Genomic DNA, 15,019 nt, shown 5'->3' with positions numbered 1-15,019 from the left:
TATTTAAAACATAAACCCGTTATCTGTAGCGTTCGGTTGCTGCTATAGAGTGTGTCCCGTTTCAGCTCCGTTTACTTAAATTTATAGCTCTTTCAATTCGTGGCCGATTATATCGTTGAAGGAAAATTGGATAAAGGTTTAATAAGACATTTAATATTAGTAACCACAAAGATTTAAGAGCTCCAAATTTGAATGCTACGAAAACGTTAAACCCTAAGACTATAATCAAGATAATTATATGACCCAGTTCAGATTTTTTTGTTTGATAATGTAGATTCATCAAAGCTTTGGTGTTTTTTTCTATTGGGGTAGATTTTTTATTCAGTCTTTCCCAACCAATCCAAACCAATAATTTTCTGAAAAAATTTATTCCAAGAGGTTCGTATATTTTTCCTCTCCGTTCCCATCCCTTTTCATCATAGTAAGAAGAAGTAAGTTGGCTTTTTAGTGCTTCAGTAAAAGCAAGCACACAAAGCATCAACAGGAAGTTAAGAGCCCACGCGAATGAAAAACCATCCATTCTAATGTAATGAACCAAGGCATAAATTGAGCCAATTGTAAATATTGTGATTAAAATTAAAAATAAGGTTTTTCTCATTGATTACTTTCATTGGTGTTTTAGGATGCTCACAACATTTGGGGTTTTGCGAGTTTTTCAGTTTACTTACATCATTTAAATAAAGTACTAACTTAATAAAAATTACAAGCACTGCCCAGTGCCTGTTACCCGAACAACGCCCGAATAACATTTATCTTTTTCAAGTCAAAAGTCTTTAGACACACGACTAAAGGCTTTTTTTGTATCTTTCAAAATGCAGCATCAAGAATTTGAACCTCCTGAAGAGCTACGGGATACCATAAAGTGCTTTTGGTATAACAGAAGAGAATCGGGAGAACACCAATCGAGTTTTGAGGTACAACCAGATGGCTACGCTGAAATTATTTTTCATTTCGGAGGCGACTGCAGCATTTCTTACAATGGAGAATTGCAGCCATTGCCATCGCCGTTTATGATGGGGCTGCTCAATCAGCCTGTTGTTTTTTACACGAAAAACCGTTTAGAGATCATTGGTATCAGGTGCTTTCCCTGGACCGTGTTCGATTTGCTCGGACTGCCGGCGGGTAAAGACGGGGTGCGCATATTTGAGCACCCTATCGCCCAGCTTCAACCCACGTTGAATAAGTGTATTCATGCTGGCAGGATAGATGAAGCGCTGGCCGAGATAAAACAGTATTTCCTGAATGCACGGTCGCGAATTGCTACCAGCAGTATGCTATTCAAAGCGGGGGTTGCTATGACGGAAACAAACGGCACCATGCCGGTAAGCCAGGTAGCGGCGGCGGCACATGCAACGGTTCGTACACTGGAAAGGAATTTTAAGCAATCTTCTGGCTATACTGTTAAGGACGTGTCTGGTCTGATGCGTTTTGAGCAGGTACGAAACCAATTATGGCTTTATCCGGATTCCAATCTTGCTGGTTTAGCTCATGAGCTGGGCTATACGGATCAATCCCATCTAAGCAGGGAATTCAAACGCTACAGCGGCACTACACCGGCGGCATTCGCGCGAAAAGCAAAAAAAGGGAAACAGGCTGTAAGCAACGATTTTGTCGCGTTTATACAAGCCTAACGCAGGAGCATTCCGGAATTTTGTGTTTCAATCATTCAATATGAAAGCTACACTTGAAACAAATAAATCCGCACAAAATCATTCTATTTACGATGTGATCATTTCCGGCGCGGGGCCTGTAGGTCTATTCCTCGCCTGTGAACTGGCCCTGGCCAAATGTTCAGTCCTGATACTGGAAAAGGCAATGGATCCGCACTCGCCATTGAAGCAACTTCCTTTCGGGATCCGGGGACTCTCGGCACCCACTATTGAAGCACTTTACCGCCGTGGGCAGTTAGAAGAATTGGAGATACATAAACGCCTTAAAAATCCTCACTCAAATGTTGTACAAGGGCCCCGCCGTCAGGCAGGACACTTTGCCGGCATTCCATTTCATGACGGCGATATTGATACCTCGCAGTGGACGTATCGCCTGCCGGGCTCGACCGACACCAGTTTAATTTCTGAAATGCAGGAACTTGAATCTGTGCTGGCCCGCCGCGCAGAAACCCTGGGGGTAATAATCAAGCGCGGGCTTGCTATAACTGATTTTCATCAAACAGCAGACGGGGTAACTGTCCAGTCTGGCGACCAATCTTTTAAAGGTAAATGGCTTGTGGGTTGCGATGGAAGCCGGAGTGTTGTCCGAAAGGCAGGCGGTTTTGAATTCGCTGGTACCGAGCCGGAATTTACCGGTTACACTACCCAGGTTAACATTGCCGATCCGGAGAAACTCAGCCCAGGCCGAAACATGACACCAACAGGCATGTACATGCAATCTCAGCCGGGTTATGTATTAATACAGGATTTTGATGGCGGTGCATTTCATAGTTCAGAAAAGCCAATTACGCTTGAACATGTGCAGGCGGTGCTGCGCCGTATCTCGAACACCGACGTCACGATCAGCGCCCTTCATATTGCAACCACCTGGACTGACCGGGCACGGCAGGCCACAACCTACCGCAACGGACGGATACTTTTAGCCGGCGATGCCGCGCACATTCATTCGCCACTGGGAGGCCAGGGACTTAACCTTGGACTGGGCGATGCCATGAACCTCGGCTGGAAGCTCGCCGCAACCATCCGAGAGAAAGCGCCGGAAGACTTGTTGGACAGTTATTATACAGAACGGCACCCAATTGGGGCACAGGTACTGGATTGGTCACGCGCTCAGGTTGCGATTATGATGCCGAGCCCACAGGCCCGCGCGCTGAATGCAATTGTCCGCGACTTTATAAATACATGCGATGGGGCCACTTATATTGCAGGAAGGGTGTGGGGCATTTTCACACACTACAATCTCGGTAGCGGACACCCTCTGGTAGGCCACAGCGTTCCCAACTTTGAGTTGGAAGACGGCACAAAGATTGGCGAGCTAATGCACGATAGCCAGGGGATACTGCTTGATTTTGATAAGAATGCTTCACTTAAAACTTTGGCGAGTGAATATGGTGACCAAATAAGGTATGTTTCGGGCCGGGCGAAAGAGCAATTAGGTTTGAGCGCTGTACTGATACGCCCTGATGGGATTATCGCCTGGGCTTCTGACAACGATCCTGATTGCAGCGAACTCCAAAAGGCAGCCGCTCGCTGGTTTCTTTGTAATTCAGGGATCAAGCATTAAAAAAGCTAAGGGTCAGCGTAACGCTGCTTTTAATGTCTTCAAACCGGCTCAAATCGGTTCGTCTGGAGTCCTGCTCCCGCTACCTCGACAGTCAAAAGCCTCAAATCGAAAGATTTGTAGCTTTTTTATTTTTGAATAAAAAGAGCAGAAATTTTTTTCCTATTTTACGACATGCATTTTCCTATTGGTTTTCAGATCCTTTTTTTGGCTTTGTTATCATTTTTTAAACCGGAGAAATCTGATTTAATGATCACTGCTAAGCATCACAAAATCAGTAAAACGCTAAAAACGCATAAACACTCCCGCGTACATTACAGACCGGCAAGCATGGATTCCGCCATTTCAACCGGATGTACAACTCCTGATGAATTGGTGACTTTTGCCAAATCGCTCAAAGGTATAAGGTACCGGTTTGGCTCCACCAATCCCGAAAAAGGCTTTGATTGTTCGGGGTTTGTTAATTACGTATTTCATCATTTTGGGATCGGCATACCCCGGAGCTCGATAGATTTTGCATCAGCTTTTGGCCGTGTTGATCTGAGCGAAGCCCGGTCAGGCGATCTGATTTTGTTCACCGGAACAAAGAAATCCAAAAGAGCAGGACATATAGGTATAGTGATTTCAGAACCTGGCGAGCCGGTTATGTTTATACATTCTACGTCGGGTGCTGCCAACGGGGTTACCGAAACACCCCTGAACGACTATTACATGGGGAGGTATATAAAAACTATCCGGTTATTTACAGACAATGGCCCTGTTGATAATACTGATTCAAAAGCTGATTCGGTGAGTATGGAAGGAGCGATTCGTAGCTCTTCGGGCTCATAGCCCGAAAGGGCGTAGGTTGGAGTCCTGCTCCCGCTACCGGCTCGTTGTAAAAATTCTACAATTTATTATTTTCAGTCTCATTGTCGAATCCGGGGGACTTTTCTATTTAGCCAAGTTTTTTTCGCAGCCATTTACGAACCGGCTCATCGTACCATTTCAAAGTGATATACGCCAGGAAAATTGCACCGATCAAAATTGCAAATGCATAAGGCCAGGCCTGTACGATGGTTACGCCTTTGTGATCACTGATCCATGCCACATAAAAATAAACCAGCGGATAATGCACGAGGTAAAGAGGATAGGATATATCGCCGAGAAACCTGCATATTCTGTTCTCCGTTTGGGTATGAACCTCACCGCTGGCGCCAAGGTAAACGATAAGTGGAAAAACGATAATGATGCAAACGGACTCGTATATCCCATTCATCCAAAGATGGTCAGCGCCGCCGATGCGCGGCATATACAATACCATCGCTATTAAAACGCTGCACCATAAAAATGCATGCCTGATGCGGGCGGGTTTAGCAATACGCGAAAGCAACAGGCCGGCAAAGAAAGGGTATATCGTGCGGGTAATGCCCACGCGCACCTGTTCCACGTTAAATGTCCAGCCGCCGCTGACATCCCCATTGGTGATCGCCAGGTGCGCAAGTGCTACAGCTGCAACGCATACTAATACCGATAATGTAGTTTTTGAAAATTTTCTTATCCAAACCGCATAAAGAATGTTGACGATGTATTCAAAGAATAAAGACCATCCTACGCTGTTAAGGGGATGCATTTCCTGCCAGCCGCGTATATCCAGAGACAGCGGTACCGGCAAGATTGTGTAGCCGATCAGCAAAACCAGCAGCATTTTCCAAAATGGTATGGTATGGATAAGCGGCCAAAGCGTCGAATCCGTGAAGTAAAAGCCTATAGCACCCAATGTCATGCCCAGGATCACCAGCGGCTGAAGGCGCTCGATACGGCGTTTAAAGAAACTGCCGATTGTCATTTTATGCCAGCGGTCGTCATAAGCATAGCCGATAACAAAACCTGATAGCAGGAAAAAGAAATCGACAGCCAGGTACCCGTGATTAACTATGATATCCAGATGACCGCTCCCCAGCGGTTCAGTCAGGTGAAAGGTAACGACGATGATGGCTGCAACACCGCGTAAACCATCAAGTATCGGGTAATGCGGCTTGGTGATCAGTTTATTATTGTCCATGTATAGGATTAGAGTTGTTGAGTTGGTCGGTATTTGACCAGATGCGAAAGTTGGTGTTGTGGGTGATCAGCGGGTAAGCAGGTGCTTTTCTTTGCTGAGCACGGTGCCGGCCAGACATGTATAGGCCAGTAAGACCAATGACTTAAGTCGGTTAGATTGGTTCATGGATAATATATAATTATATGTTTTATTCAGATCATAAAAATAAGTGAAAGTATTACCGGGATATCTTCGTATTGTGTCAAAGTTCACACATATCGTCTCATTTTCGCATCTGTCTTCAATAGATCTCCAATTAAATTTCACTAAGTGGTCGCTAAAGCTCTGATAAAGTCAATCAGGCGGTTTGGGATTAGTCTGATTGGGCCTACTAAATGAAGCCCCTCAAGTCGGAAGATTTGGGGGGGCTTTTTGCTTATATTCGATAGTTGGAGGCTATCGGCATATTCCTTCGAAATTAAAAACAAAACCATGAGAAAACTAATTGCAGCAATCAATATGACACTTGACGGGTTTTGCGACCACACGTCAATGATTGCAGATGATGAAATACATCAACATTATAATGAGCTATTAAGTAATGCAGGCACCCTTATATACGGAAGGATAACCTATCAACTTATGGAAAGTTATTGGCCATCTGTTGTAAAAAATCCTACTGGTAACAAACCAACGGATGAATTTGCAGTATTGATAGACAATATTTCAAAGATTGTTTTTTCGCGCACGCTGAAAAATGTTGATTGGAAAAATACAAAATTGAAAAAGGAAGTCATTAAAGAAGACATTTTAGAACTCAAGCAACAAGCGGGTAAAAACATTTTAGTTGGCAGTCCAAGTTTAATAGTAGCCTTAATGCAACTTGACTTAATTGATGAATACCAGCTTAGCGTTCAGCCAACTGTTTTAGGAAACGGCTTACCATTATTTAAAAACGGGAAGGATAGGGTTGATCTTAAACTCTTAAAAACAAAAACATTTGGTTGTGGTGCAGTAACGCTTTACTATGAGCCCACAAAAAGATGAGTGCATAGTTAAAATGGAATGTTTTCTAATCCGCCTAATCCAGCCAGGGTATAGGATTAAGCGTTAACCGGAATAGGTTTTGCTGTAATTTTCTTCCAGATAGAAAATCCTCCGTAAGTGAACATCAAGCCAATACACAGGTATACCCAAATAGAAATATTACGACCGGCGATCACCAGGTAGAGATAGGGCAGGCTAAAGCTAACACATGCCAATAGTAACGGAATAAGGATCGTTTTTTTTGATCTTAAATTTTTCAGTACCCAGCCAAGGAACGAAAAAAAACAAAGTTTACTAACTATATAAAGACTACCGAGAAGCAAAGGATTAACTTCATGTTTTTCGCCTAAGCCAATAACCCAGTCTTTAAATATGGTAATATAATCCGTCATTATTGCAAGGTATGAATAAGTATGCATAGTGTTTAATTTAAATGAATTAGCTTATATTTTTGATCAGGGCTTTTAGGGGGCAGTTAGATTTGTGTTTAGTGTTCATATGTACACCCATGAATACCGTGAACACTAATTTACGCTTGATAATCAGGTGTTTACTTTTTTTGGCGTTACAACAAAACGCTGTACACCGGGCGGCATACGTTTTATTTTTTCGCTAAATTTATGTTGAAAACACCAACCAAAGGCGAGGACCACTGTACCCTATTTCAACTGCATCTTTCTTACGGTACTGGTATAAGAATCGGTAAAATAAAGGGTGTTTTCATCTTTTGACAATACCAGCTTTTCGGCATAAATATCAGCAGTTGAGCCAACGCCGTCTCTGCCATCATGATAGTTTGAGTTGGGGCCCGCAAGAAACTTATGTACTCCGTTAGCAATACATTTAATTGATCCGCTTTCTACAAGATATAACGTGCGGCTGTCTTTTGAGGAAACAATACTATGGATTTCATTAAACTTTAGATCCTTATAAATTCTGACAAAAGATCCGGATGGAGTTAGCTTATATAGTTTTGTATAATTAATAACAACATACTTTACGCCATTGTAACCCGGGTAAAAAGTTAAAATGTTAAAATCATTTCTATCCGCAACCTCTATTGAATCGGCAGGCAATTTTAATGGCGAAGTGCCAATCAGGCCGGTGATATCATTAATATAAAACTTCTTTAAGTATGCTTTTTGAACATGCTGACCATTAACTACTTTCGAATTAATCTCAGCCATCCAAAAAAAGTTATTTGACGGATCGCGCTCCAGGTCTGATGGAATTTGTGCATCAGGAGTGTGATCAGGTGTTAATACCGTACCGTTAGTTTTTAAGATCCATGATGTATGCGGTTCATTAGCCATCATATTTAATGTGCCGTCTTTAGATACCCTTACGATGGCAGGGTAACTAATACTGCTCCCATCACTTGCGTTAGGAATGTTTATTGTGGAAACCGCATTAGTTACCGGCGAAATTTTACGTATTTTGTGATTATAGGCATCTGCGACATACAGATAACCGTCGGCTGCCAAATCAATCCCAATTGGATTATACAATCTTGATTGTTTACCTATGCCATCTACTAAACCATCTTTAAAAGCCGAACCGGCTATTGTGGTGATTTTAAAACTATTGACGGTTAATGCAGCTGTTGCTGTGGTTTTAAGGTCTAAAGTGTTTTCATTTGCATCGACTGAAGGCGCGACTTCATTTTTTTTACAGGAAATAAAAGTAACTGTACAAGCCCCAAGGATTAAAATATAGCTTAATGTTTTCATAGCACTTATATATAGTTGGTGCATAAATTTAAGCCTTTGGAAAAGACAAATTAACCCGCCGCGCAGTTTGTTACTTTTTTATACTGTAATCGTGAATATGTATGCAATCTGTCACACTATTTTTCAAGCAGTGTTAATTTTTTTATCGCCACTTCTACCTTATCACCAGCTTTAATTTTGGCAGGAGTTGTAAGTGATACTATAATTGATCCTTCCTTATTCAATTTGCCATGTGTTGCTACAATAAACTTACCCGGGTTGTTGGCAGGGTAAAGACTAAAGCTATTCAGCAAGATTTTTTCATGATTGGGGTATTGATAATACACATAAAATATCAGCGGGTAATTTTGCGGGTTATGTACTTCTACTACTTCAACCTGCACAAACTGGTATGTATGCTGTAACAACATAGCCTGACAAACTCCCTGTACAAGATCTCTTTTTTGCAGGTTTAAATGATACAAACTATCCATGGCCGCTACAATGGTATCACCCGGATATTGTTTAGGCATTTTGCCGTTACAGTATCCGGGTAAAGTTAAACAGGCAATACCTATAATACAGATGTATATTTTAGAGGTTATCATCACAAATCCTTATACGCTCAAAAACCATGGATATTATTGCTCCTTGGTATTTATAATTATCGGGCTAACAATCAGATCAACAGTATCCAGCAATAACTCAGTGGCGGGGTTTTCAAACTTGCCTAAAAAGGGTACCGCAACCAGTTGTATCGAGAGAGGGCTTTTGTCGGTCAGTTGCTGGTTCTTTTTTAATCTTTGAAGGGTAGGCGTAATATTTACCAGGAATTTAGGTACATGATGATGTGCCGCCATATCCATGTGCATATTATTTTCGGGCATGGGCGAACCAAAGAACGCGAAACTGCCTGCATAATGGATGTTATCAACAGGGGTATTGGCATTAGCATCGGGCAGGTTTATAAATACCCGCACAAAGAAATCGCTTTCGGCAGGTAGCTGTGCATAGTTTACACGCACAAATACATGATCTTTTGCTGCATCATTATTTATAATGCCGGCAAAATCACCGGCATTTGCTCTTGGTTGGGCAGTAAACGGCTTTGCAATGCTTATTGCTGTTTTGCTGGCAATGGATATCCTGTTTTTTATATCAAATTTAATATTAGCACCTTTTTTGATCCTGTCCTCCAGCTTGTTAAAATCTGCTTTTGTTTTTACGATCTTTTGCGCTACTGGTGAGCCAATATCGCTATGCTCATATTGATAACTCAGCAATGGCATTATAGTGGTTATGCCTGCAGTAATTGAACTTACGGTATTGCCATCGCCATCAACAAAATAGTTCCAGGCAGTATTGTTCCAGGCCGGGTCGCTTGTATTATTATTGCCCAGGTCAATATTCCATTTGGCCCAGCAATAGTCAATCATGCAGTGATGGGTCCAAAACACAGGGTCCATAGCAGAGCCAAAGCCACCCATGGTACCGCCTACATAGGTGTGCACCGTATTGTGCGGCGTGCCTTCTATTTGCTGCCAGAAGGTGTAAAAATTAGTATCAGCAAAAATGGGATCAAGTTCGGCAGTTGAAACCGCGGACACACCCGCCACCGTAGTATTTACCCTGGAAAGAAAAAGTACGCTCGAGGTATCTAAAAAAGCGGGGTTCAGGGCTGGGTTTTGGTTCCAATTCCAGTAAGGCAAACCAAAATGGGTATTCCCTGTTAGTTTCTGACAAATTTTTTCAAAATAAAATAAATAAGCCCTGTGCCATGAAAAGAAGTGTTCTGTACCATGCTGACAAAGGTTAAAGCCAACCCCGGCTGTGCCATGTATGGCGGCCTGCTTGGCCCAGTTCCTGGGGTCATTGGCAGGCAATGCTTTCATGAGTGTTACCGCTTGCCTGTAGGTAGCAATATCGGCATCTACCTCCGGCGAACCTACACGTAACCTGCGCCTGGTAGGTCGGTTGCGTATGGCTTCGGCAATTTGTTCGCAGCCGCCAAAGGTTCCAAGTATCAGGCCGGCACTAACAAGTCCTATGCCTTTAACAAATATACGCCGGTTCATGTTGGGTATCAGAAATTCCATAACAGCAGTTTTAAAAGGTTAAAAAACAAGGTGGTTATCTAAGGGATAGATAATATTGAGGTTTATAATTATCGAATATAGAGCATGTTAACTTTATTTATATGCGTAAAAACACGCATACTACTGCGTGAAAACACTTTATTTTTGTTATTTACGCCAAAGCCTTAAATATATATTGATTCTGATGCAACGAATTGGATAAAGCCGCTGTCTTCTATACAAATCCAATTCAAACCACATGAAAACATACCTTTTATTATTTTTCCTGGCCTGCAGAACGGTTGTAGTTATGGCACAGGATAATGAAGATAAAACACCATATCTTACAAAATCATTGTCAAGTAACGCTATCAATAGCGTTGTTGTAAACACATCAGCCGGTGGGATCTTAGTTAGCGGGCGAACCGGTGAGGCCTCAAGGGTGGAGGTTTATATTAAAGGGAATAATGGCCGGGAGCTTTCAAAAGAAGAAATCAAAAAACGCCTGGATGAAGATTATGACCTGAGCGTTTCTGTTGTTGGTCATGAAGTACGTGCTACGGCTAAAAACAAGCGTAGTAATTTTGATTGGAAAAAATCTATCAGTATATCATTCAAAATATATGTTCCGTCGCAAACATCTACCGATCTGAAAACCAGCGGAGGCGGTATCCGTCTGGATAATTTAAAAGGAAATGAAAACTTTACTACCAGTGGTGGCGGCTTACAAATTGACAGGCTTAGCGGAACGATCCATGGCGTAACATCGGGTGGTGGCATACAGGTTTCTAACTCCAGCGACAACATTGACCTGGAAACCAGTGGTGGTGGCATTATAGCGAAAAGCTGTTCGGGCAAGATCAAACTGGAAACCAGTGGTGGCGGATTGCAGCTTGAAAACCTAAAAGGAAACATAAATGCGAGCACCAGCGGTGGTGGTGTACAAGGCAATAATATAACAGGCGAACTGATCACCAGCACTTCTGGCGGAGGGGTTGATCTTAAACAGATGGATTGCAGTTTGGACGCATCAACCAGTGCCGGCAGCCTGAGTGTGCAAATGAAACAGGTTGGTAAATATTTGAAATTAGAGGCCAGCTCCGGAAATATCAACATTGAACTACCATTAAAACAAGGGCTTGATCTTGACATAAGGGGCGACAGGATAAACCAGCACCCCGAAAGAATAAGTGGCTTTAGCGGCCAATGGGAAAAAGACCACATAAAAGGGAGCGTAAATGGCGGCGGTATTCCGGTAAATGCGGATGCCTCCAGCGGAAATGTAAGTGTTAGATTTAACTGATCATTATAAATTAACAATAAGCCTCAGGTCGAAAAGATCTGAGGCTTTTTTGCTTTTTACGGTTTGGACTTGGCTGTATACGGACCAAATATGCTTTTTACGGGTATGGATGGCTTACTGTCATCAAGGATAATTACATAGTATTCTTTTCCGTCGGGCAATACACGCACAACAATGTGCCCTTGCAAACTTCTGTAGGCTTGTTGAACCAGGCCCCCTATCACCAGCTCATTAGCCTCCATCATGTTAGTGGCAAACAGATCGCGTTTGGCCTTGTACAGATAGGGAGAAGTAGCTCTGATCAACACTTCATGTCCGGGATGGTCGGCTGTCCATACCTGCTCTATCCATACGCCGGGCTGCAGGGTTTTAATCAGGTTTTCATTCATCGCGTCGCGGTTGCCATGATGATCCATGGTAGCCACATCTACTGCCCCTACGGCTTTTGCCACAGGTGTTTCCACATCCCGCCAGGCTGGGTCGCCCAGAAAAACATTCCCCGGACTATCGCCGCCGTTATAATAAGCAAAGGCGCCGTAATGGATCACCAGCACATTGCTGAGCGCGTTTTCATCGGGCCAGGTTTTACTGTTGAGCGAATCGACCGGTGGAAAATGCTGTACTACCGAACTGTCTTTGCCGGTCCATATCCATCCGTTTGATTTTACATTCTGCACATAAAAACCAGGGTAATTACTGGCATGGTGCTGCAACCTGATCTGTGAATTGGAACCGGCTTTAAAAAACTGTGCCTGCATCCCTTTTTTTGATTCCGCATTAATAAATGCCAGGTAATTGTTCCAGGTAGCTTTGTAATGCGTATCCTGTGGCAAACGGTTTACAATGGTTGATAGGTTTACCGGGTAATGGTAATCGCGCTGCAACAGGTAATGTATTGGCAGTAAGCCGCCTACACCAGTGATGCCCGTTAACACATATTGCTTGTCGGCAGATAATGGCGCATCGGGATAATAGCTGCCGAAATGGTCGTCGTGAAAATGAGTGATGAGTGCATAATCAAGTTTTGTTTTTTCTTTTTGCGGCGCTACCTGTTTAATGTACTGCACAATCCATTCATAAGGGTGCTTGCTATCATCCGGCCGGATGGGGGTATTGCGTTTTGACGTGGTTCGTGCATTGGTAGGGTCAAGTTCACCGGCATCCAGCACCATGGTGGTTCCATCCGGAAAAATAAAGAAAGCAGCGTTGCCACGGCCTGTATTAATGTGGTGCAGATCAAGATAGCCTTCTTTCCATTCGGGCAGTGGTTTGCCAACGGTTGCTACCTGTGCCCTGCCGCCAAGCGCGGCCAGCAACAGGCAGCATAAAATCATTTTTTTCATAGTGCGGATCAATAAAAGAGGGATTATTTATTTTAGCTAATATCTGTTATCTCTATGATCTTATCACCCGAAAATTTAAATGTTGATTTTCCATTAATGTTAAGTTTATCTCCCCGCTTTAATCCGTTGGGCAAATCGATAGCTAAAACGGCACTGTAGGCTATCTCAATTTCGGATTGGTCGTCAGGGTGTTTAAAAGACTTTATAGTTTGCTCCCTGATGCTAAACAGATCCTTTGCTTGTATGGCCTGGGCTTTAAACGCTGATAAGCCGTTAAGGGTCATGTTTACTTCACCCGATGAAATATTTACAAATTTTATTGATTGGTCAAGATCGATAAGCATTCCGTCAATATCGAAATTATTATAGGCTTTGACGTAGTTATTGATGATGCGTTCTCTTTGTTTCATTGTTGGTGAAGGTGTATTTTGCATTATTAAAGCTTATCTATTTTCTTTTGAATCGCCTGTTTGTCGGCTTGGGTTTTAGCAAGGGAAAATGCCGTTTTAAAATTTGAAATGGCTTTTTCATTGTCGATACCGGTATAAAGCTCGCCCAATAGCATAAAGTAAAAGTGATTGCCGGTCAGGTTTAATTTTTCGGCCTCGGCAATTGCTTCCTGTTTGGTGTTTGCTTTTGAAAGCGCATAGGTCCTGTTGAGTGCGGCTATGGGCGAATACGCTATTTGCAGCAATCGGTTATAAAACTGCAGTATATTTTCCCACTTTTCTTTGGTATCGGCTTTTTGGGTATTCCAGTACGCGATGCCGGCTTCCAGATGATATTTTGAAAGCTTATTGCCGCTTGCCGCACAATGCAAAAAGTATGCTCCTTTATTGATCAGGTTAACGTTCCAGAGGCTTGTATCCTGATCTTCATATAAAATAAGCTCGCCGTTTTTATCTGTCCTGGCTTCAAACCTGGAGACATGAAAACACATCAGCGCAAGCAGGGCGTTTACCCGGGGCTTATTGGTGGCTTTGTTTTCAACCAGCATAGTGCAAAGCCGCATGGCTTCCAGGCAAAGATCTTTACGAACTGTTTTATTTTGACTTACAGAGTAATATCCCTCATTGAACAGCAAATAAATGGTTGTTAACACAGGGGTTAACCGTTCATCGATTTCAGATTTATTGGGAAGTTCGATTTTAATTTTCTCCTCCCGGAGTTTTTCTTTTGCGCGGAATAACCGCTTGTTAATGGTTTCTTTATTGGTCAAAAACGCGTCGGCAATTTCTTCAATACCAAAACCGCATAGGATCCGGAGCGATAATCCGATCTGTGCTTCGGCCGAAATGATAGGGTGGCAAACGGCAAACATCATCTGCAACTGACTGTCATTAATATTTTGAGGCGACAGGTCAATTTCAGTTTCCTGAAGCTCAGAAGTGGTGTTCTTTATTTCGGGAGCAACTTTACTTTCAAATACAGAGCCACGCTGTAAATGATTTTTCGCCTTGTTTTTGGCAACATTGTAAAGCCACGCCGTTGGGTTTTGCGGAACGCCCATTACTCCCCAGGCTTGTGTTGCAGTCATAAAAGTATCGCTGGCAATATCTTCGGCAATTTCCATTTGATCAAACCCAAAGCGCCGGCACAATACCGAAACTATTTTGCGGTACTCTGTTCTGAATAAATGAGGTATTAATTCGCCAGTCTCCATAAATAAAATGCCCCTGTAATATTTACATCATGTGTTAACAGATTTCGAAAACAACCAACCATATCATATGCTCCGTTAGGAGCTACCTATTTGTAGCATATAAATGGTCAGGATATCCTATGCCTCTTAGAGGCTACCCATCCACTTTTGGGTTGCACCTACTTTGCTTAATGGACTACAAATAGGTAGCTCCTAACGGAGCATATAAATTGGTATTACACATAGAGATAAATATACGGCGCTCTTTTTATTATACTAATCGTTATTGTGAACCCCTGTAATTTTTCTTATTTCCACCGTATTGCCTCCGCCCTGCAACATTGGGCAGTCTTTGGCAAGGCTAACTGCTTCGTCAAAATCTTTTGCCTTTATCACAATGAAACCTGCAATGGTCTCTTTGATCTCGGCATAAGGGCCATCAGTAATTACATTGTTTGGCTTTAAAACTTTGCCTTCGGTTGATAAGCCTGTGCCCCCGCTAAATTTGTTTTGGGCGGCAATACCACCCACCCAGTCATGATACTGTTTCATGTAGCCTTGTAATTGCTCAGGAGATGGGCTCTCCATTGTTTTGTCCATGTGGAACAATAATACAAACTCGTCCATTTTATTTTGGTTTAATTGC

Annotated in this window: 16 protein-coding genes; 5 read left to right on the top strand and 11 right to left on the bottom strand. The window is 42.7% G+C overall.

Annotated features, from left to right (window positions below; genetic code table 11):
* Positions 1 to 61 precede the first annotated feature (61 nt).
* Positions 62 to 598 carry a hypothetical protein gene (locus M2273_RS18240; protein WP_429399190.1) on the bottom strand — a complete coding sequence of 179 codons (537 nt, stop codon included), beginning with the start codon at positions 596 to 598 and terminating at the stop codon, positions 62 to 64.
* 214 nt (positions 599 to 812) lie between these two features.
* Between M2273_RS18240 and M2273_RS18235 the strand changes: the two genes are divergently transcribed.
* From M2273_RS18235 to M2273_RS18225, 3 genes are all read left to right on the top strand, one after another.
* Positions 813 to 1,631, top strand: coding sequence for a helix-turn-helix domain-containing protein (locus tag M2273_RS18235; RefSeq protein WP_429399189.1), 819 nt, complete (start codon positions 813 to 815; stop codon positions 1,629 to 1,631).
* 40 nt (positions 1,632 to 1,671) lie between these two features.
* Entirely contained in the window at positions 1,672 to 3,234 is a 1,563-nt protein-coding gene (locus M2273_RS18230) for an FAD-dependent monooxygenase (protein ID WP_429399188.1), read from the top strand.
* Positions 3,235 to 3,480: 246 nt separating this feature from the next.
* Positions 3,481 to 4,062 (top strand): C40 family peptidase, encoded by a 582-nt coding sequence (locus M2273_RS18225; RefSeq protein ID WP_429399187.1) that lies wholly within the window; start codon positions 3,481 to 3,483, stop codon positions 4,060 to 4,062.
* A gap of 106 nt (positions 4,063 to 4,168) precedes the next feature.
* Here the strand turns inward: M2273_RS18225 and M2273_RS18220 are convergent, their stop codons facing one another.
* Together M2273_RS18220 and M2273_RS18215 are read right to left on the bottom strand one after the other, a co-directional pair.
* Complete coding sequence (locus tag M2273_RS18220; RefSeq protein ID WP_429399186.1) at positions 4,169 to 5,275, bottom strand: acyltransferase family protein; 1,107 nt, start codon at positions 5,273 to 5,275, stop codon at positions 4,169 to 4,171.
* Complete coding sequence (locus M2273_RS18215) at positions 5,265 to 5,393, bottom strand: DUF4964 domain-containing protein (RefSeq protein WP_429399185.1); 129 nt, start codon at positions 5,391 to 5,393, stop codon at positions 5,265 to 5,267. Before M2273_RS18215 ends, M2273_RS18220 begins: the two co-directional genes overlap by 11 nt.
* Positions 5,394 to 5,746: 353 nt before the next feature.
* On the opposite strand from M2273_RS18215, the gene M2273_RS18210 reads away from it, so the two are divergent.
* Positions 5,747 to 6,301 (top strand): dihydrofolate reductase family protein, encoded by a 555-nt coding sequence (locus M2273_RS18210; RefSeq protein ID WP_429399184.1) that lies wholly within the window; start codon positions 5,747 to 5,749, stop codon positions 6,299 to 6,301.
* A gap of 56 nt (positions 6,302 to 6,357) precedes the next feature.
* Here M2273_RS18210 and M2273_RS18205 read toward each other — a convergent pair whose 3' ends face one another.
* The 4 genes from M2273_RS18205 to M2273_RS18190 form a co-directional block, all read right to left on the bottom strand.
* The gene (locus M2273_RS18205) at positions 6,358 to 6,720 is read right to left on the bottom strand and encodes a hypothetical protein (RefSeq protein ID WP_429399183.1); all 363 of its coding nucleotides are present in this window, start codon (positions 6,718 to 6,720) and stop codon (positions 6,358 to 6,360) included.
* A 240-nt stretch (positions 6,721 to 6,960) separates the two neighbouring features.
* Entirely contained in the window at positions 6,961 to 8,031 is a 1,071-nt protein-coding gene (locus tag M2273_RS18200; RefSeq protein ID WP_429399182.1) for a hypothetical protein, read from the bottom strand.
* Between the two features lie 116 nt (positions 8,032 to 8,147).
* Positions 8,148 to 8,618 (bottom strand): hypothetical protein, encoded by a 471-nt coding sequence (locus M2273_RS18195; RefSeq protein WP_429399181.1) that lies wholly within the window; start codon positions 8,616 to 8,618, stop codon positions 8,148 to 8,150.
* A 33-nt stretch (positions 8,619 to 8,651) separates the two neighbouring features.
* Positions 8,652 to 10,106: a tyrosinase family protein gene (locus tag M2273_RS18190; protein ID WP_429399180.1), complete on the bottom strand. Its 1,455-nt coding sequence runs from the start codon at positions 10,104 to 10,106 to the stop codon at positions 8,652 to 8,654.
* A gap of 238 nt (positions 10,107 to 10,344) precedes the next feature.
* Between M2273_RS18190 and M2273_RS18185 the strand changes: the two genes are divergently transcribed.
* Positions 10,345 to 11,388: a DUF4097 family beta strand repeat-containing protein gene (locus tag M2273_RS18185; protein ID WP_429399179.1), complete on the top strand. Its 1,044-nt coding sequence runs from the start codon at positions 10,345 to 10,347 to the stop codon at positions 11,386 to 11,388.
* Between the two features lie 56 nt (positions 11,389 to 11,444).
* On the opposite strand, the gene M2273_RS18180 is transcribed toward M2273_RS18185, so the two are convergent.
* The 4 genes from M2273_RS18180 to M2273_RS18165 all read right to left on the bottom strand — a co-directional run bounded on the left by M2273_RS18180 (position 11,445) and on the right by M2273_RS18165 (position 15,000).
* Entirely contained in the window at positions 11,445 to 12,731 is a 1,287-nt protein-coding gene (locus M2273_RS18180) for a hypothetical protein (RefSeq protein WP_429399178.1), read from the bottom strand.
* A 32-nt stretch (positions 12,732 to 12,763) separates the two neighbouring features.
* Complete coding sequence (locus M2273_RS18175; RefSeq protein WP_429399177.1) at positions 12,764 to 13,141, bottom strand: nuclear transport factor 2 family protein; 378 nt, start codon at positions 13,139 to 13,141, stop codon at positions 12,764 to 12,766.
* Between the two features lie 26 nt (positions 13,142 to 13,167).
* Positions 13,168 to 14,394 carry an RNA polymerase sigma factor gene (locus M2273_RS18170; RefSeq protein ID WP_429399176.1) on the bottom strand — a complete coding sequence of 409 codons (1,227 nt, stop codon included), beginning with the start codon at positions 14,392 to 14,394 and terminating at the stop codon, positions 13,168 to 13,170.
* A gap of 255 nt (positions 14,395 to 14,649) precedes the next feature.
* Positions 14,650 to 15,000, bottom strand: coding sequence for a YciI family protein (locus tag M2273_RS18165; RefSeq protein ID WP_429399175.1), 351 nt, complete (start codon positions 14,998 to 15,000; stop codon positions 14,650 to 14,652).
* Between the last annotated feature and the right edge of the window lie 19 nt (positions 15,001 to 15,019).

The organism is Mucilaginibacter lappiensis (assembly GCF_050433765.1).
Classification (GTDB): domain Bacteria; phylum Bacteroidota; class Bacteroidia; order Sphingobacteriales; family Sphingobacteriaceae; genus Mucilaginibacter; species Mucilaginibacter lappiensis_A.
The sequence above is the reverse complement of the archived record's forward strand: the minus strand, read 5'-3'. Positions and strand labels throughout refer to the sequence as shown.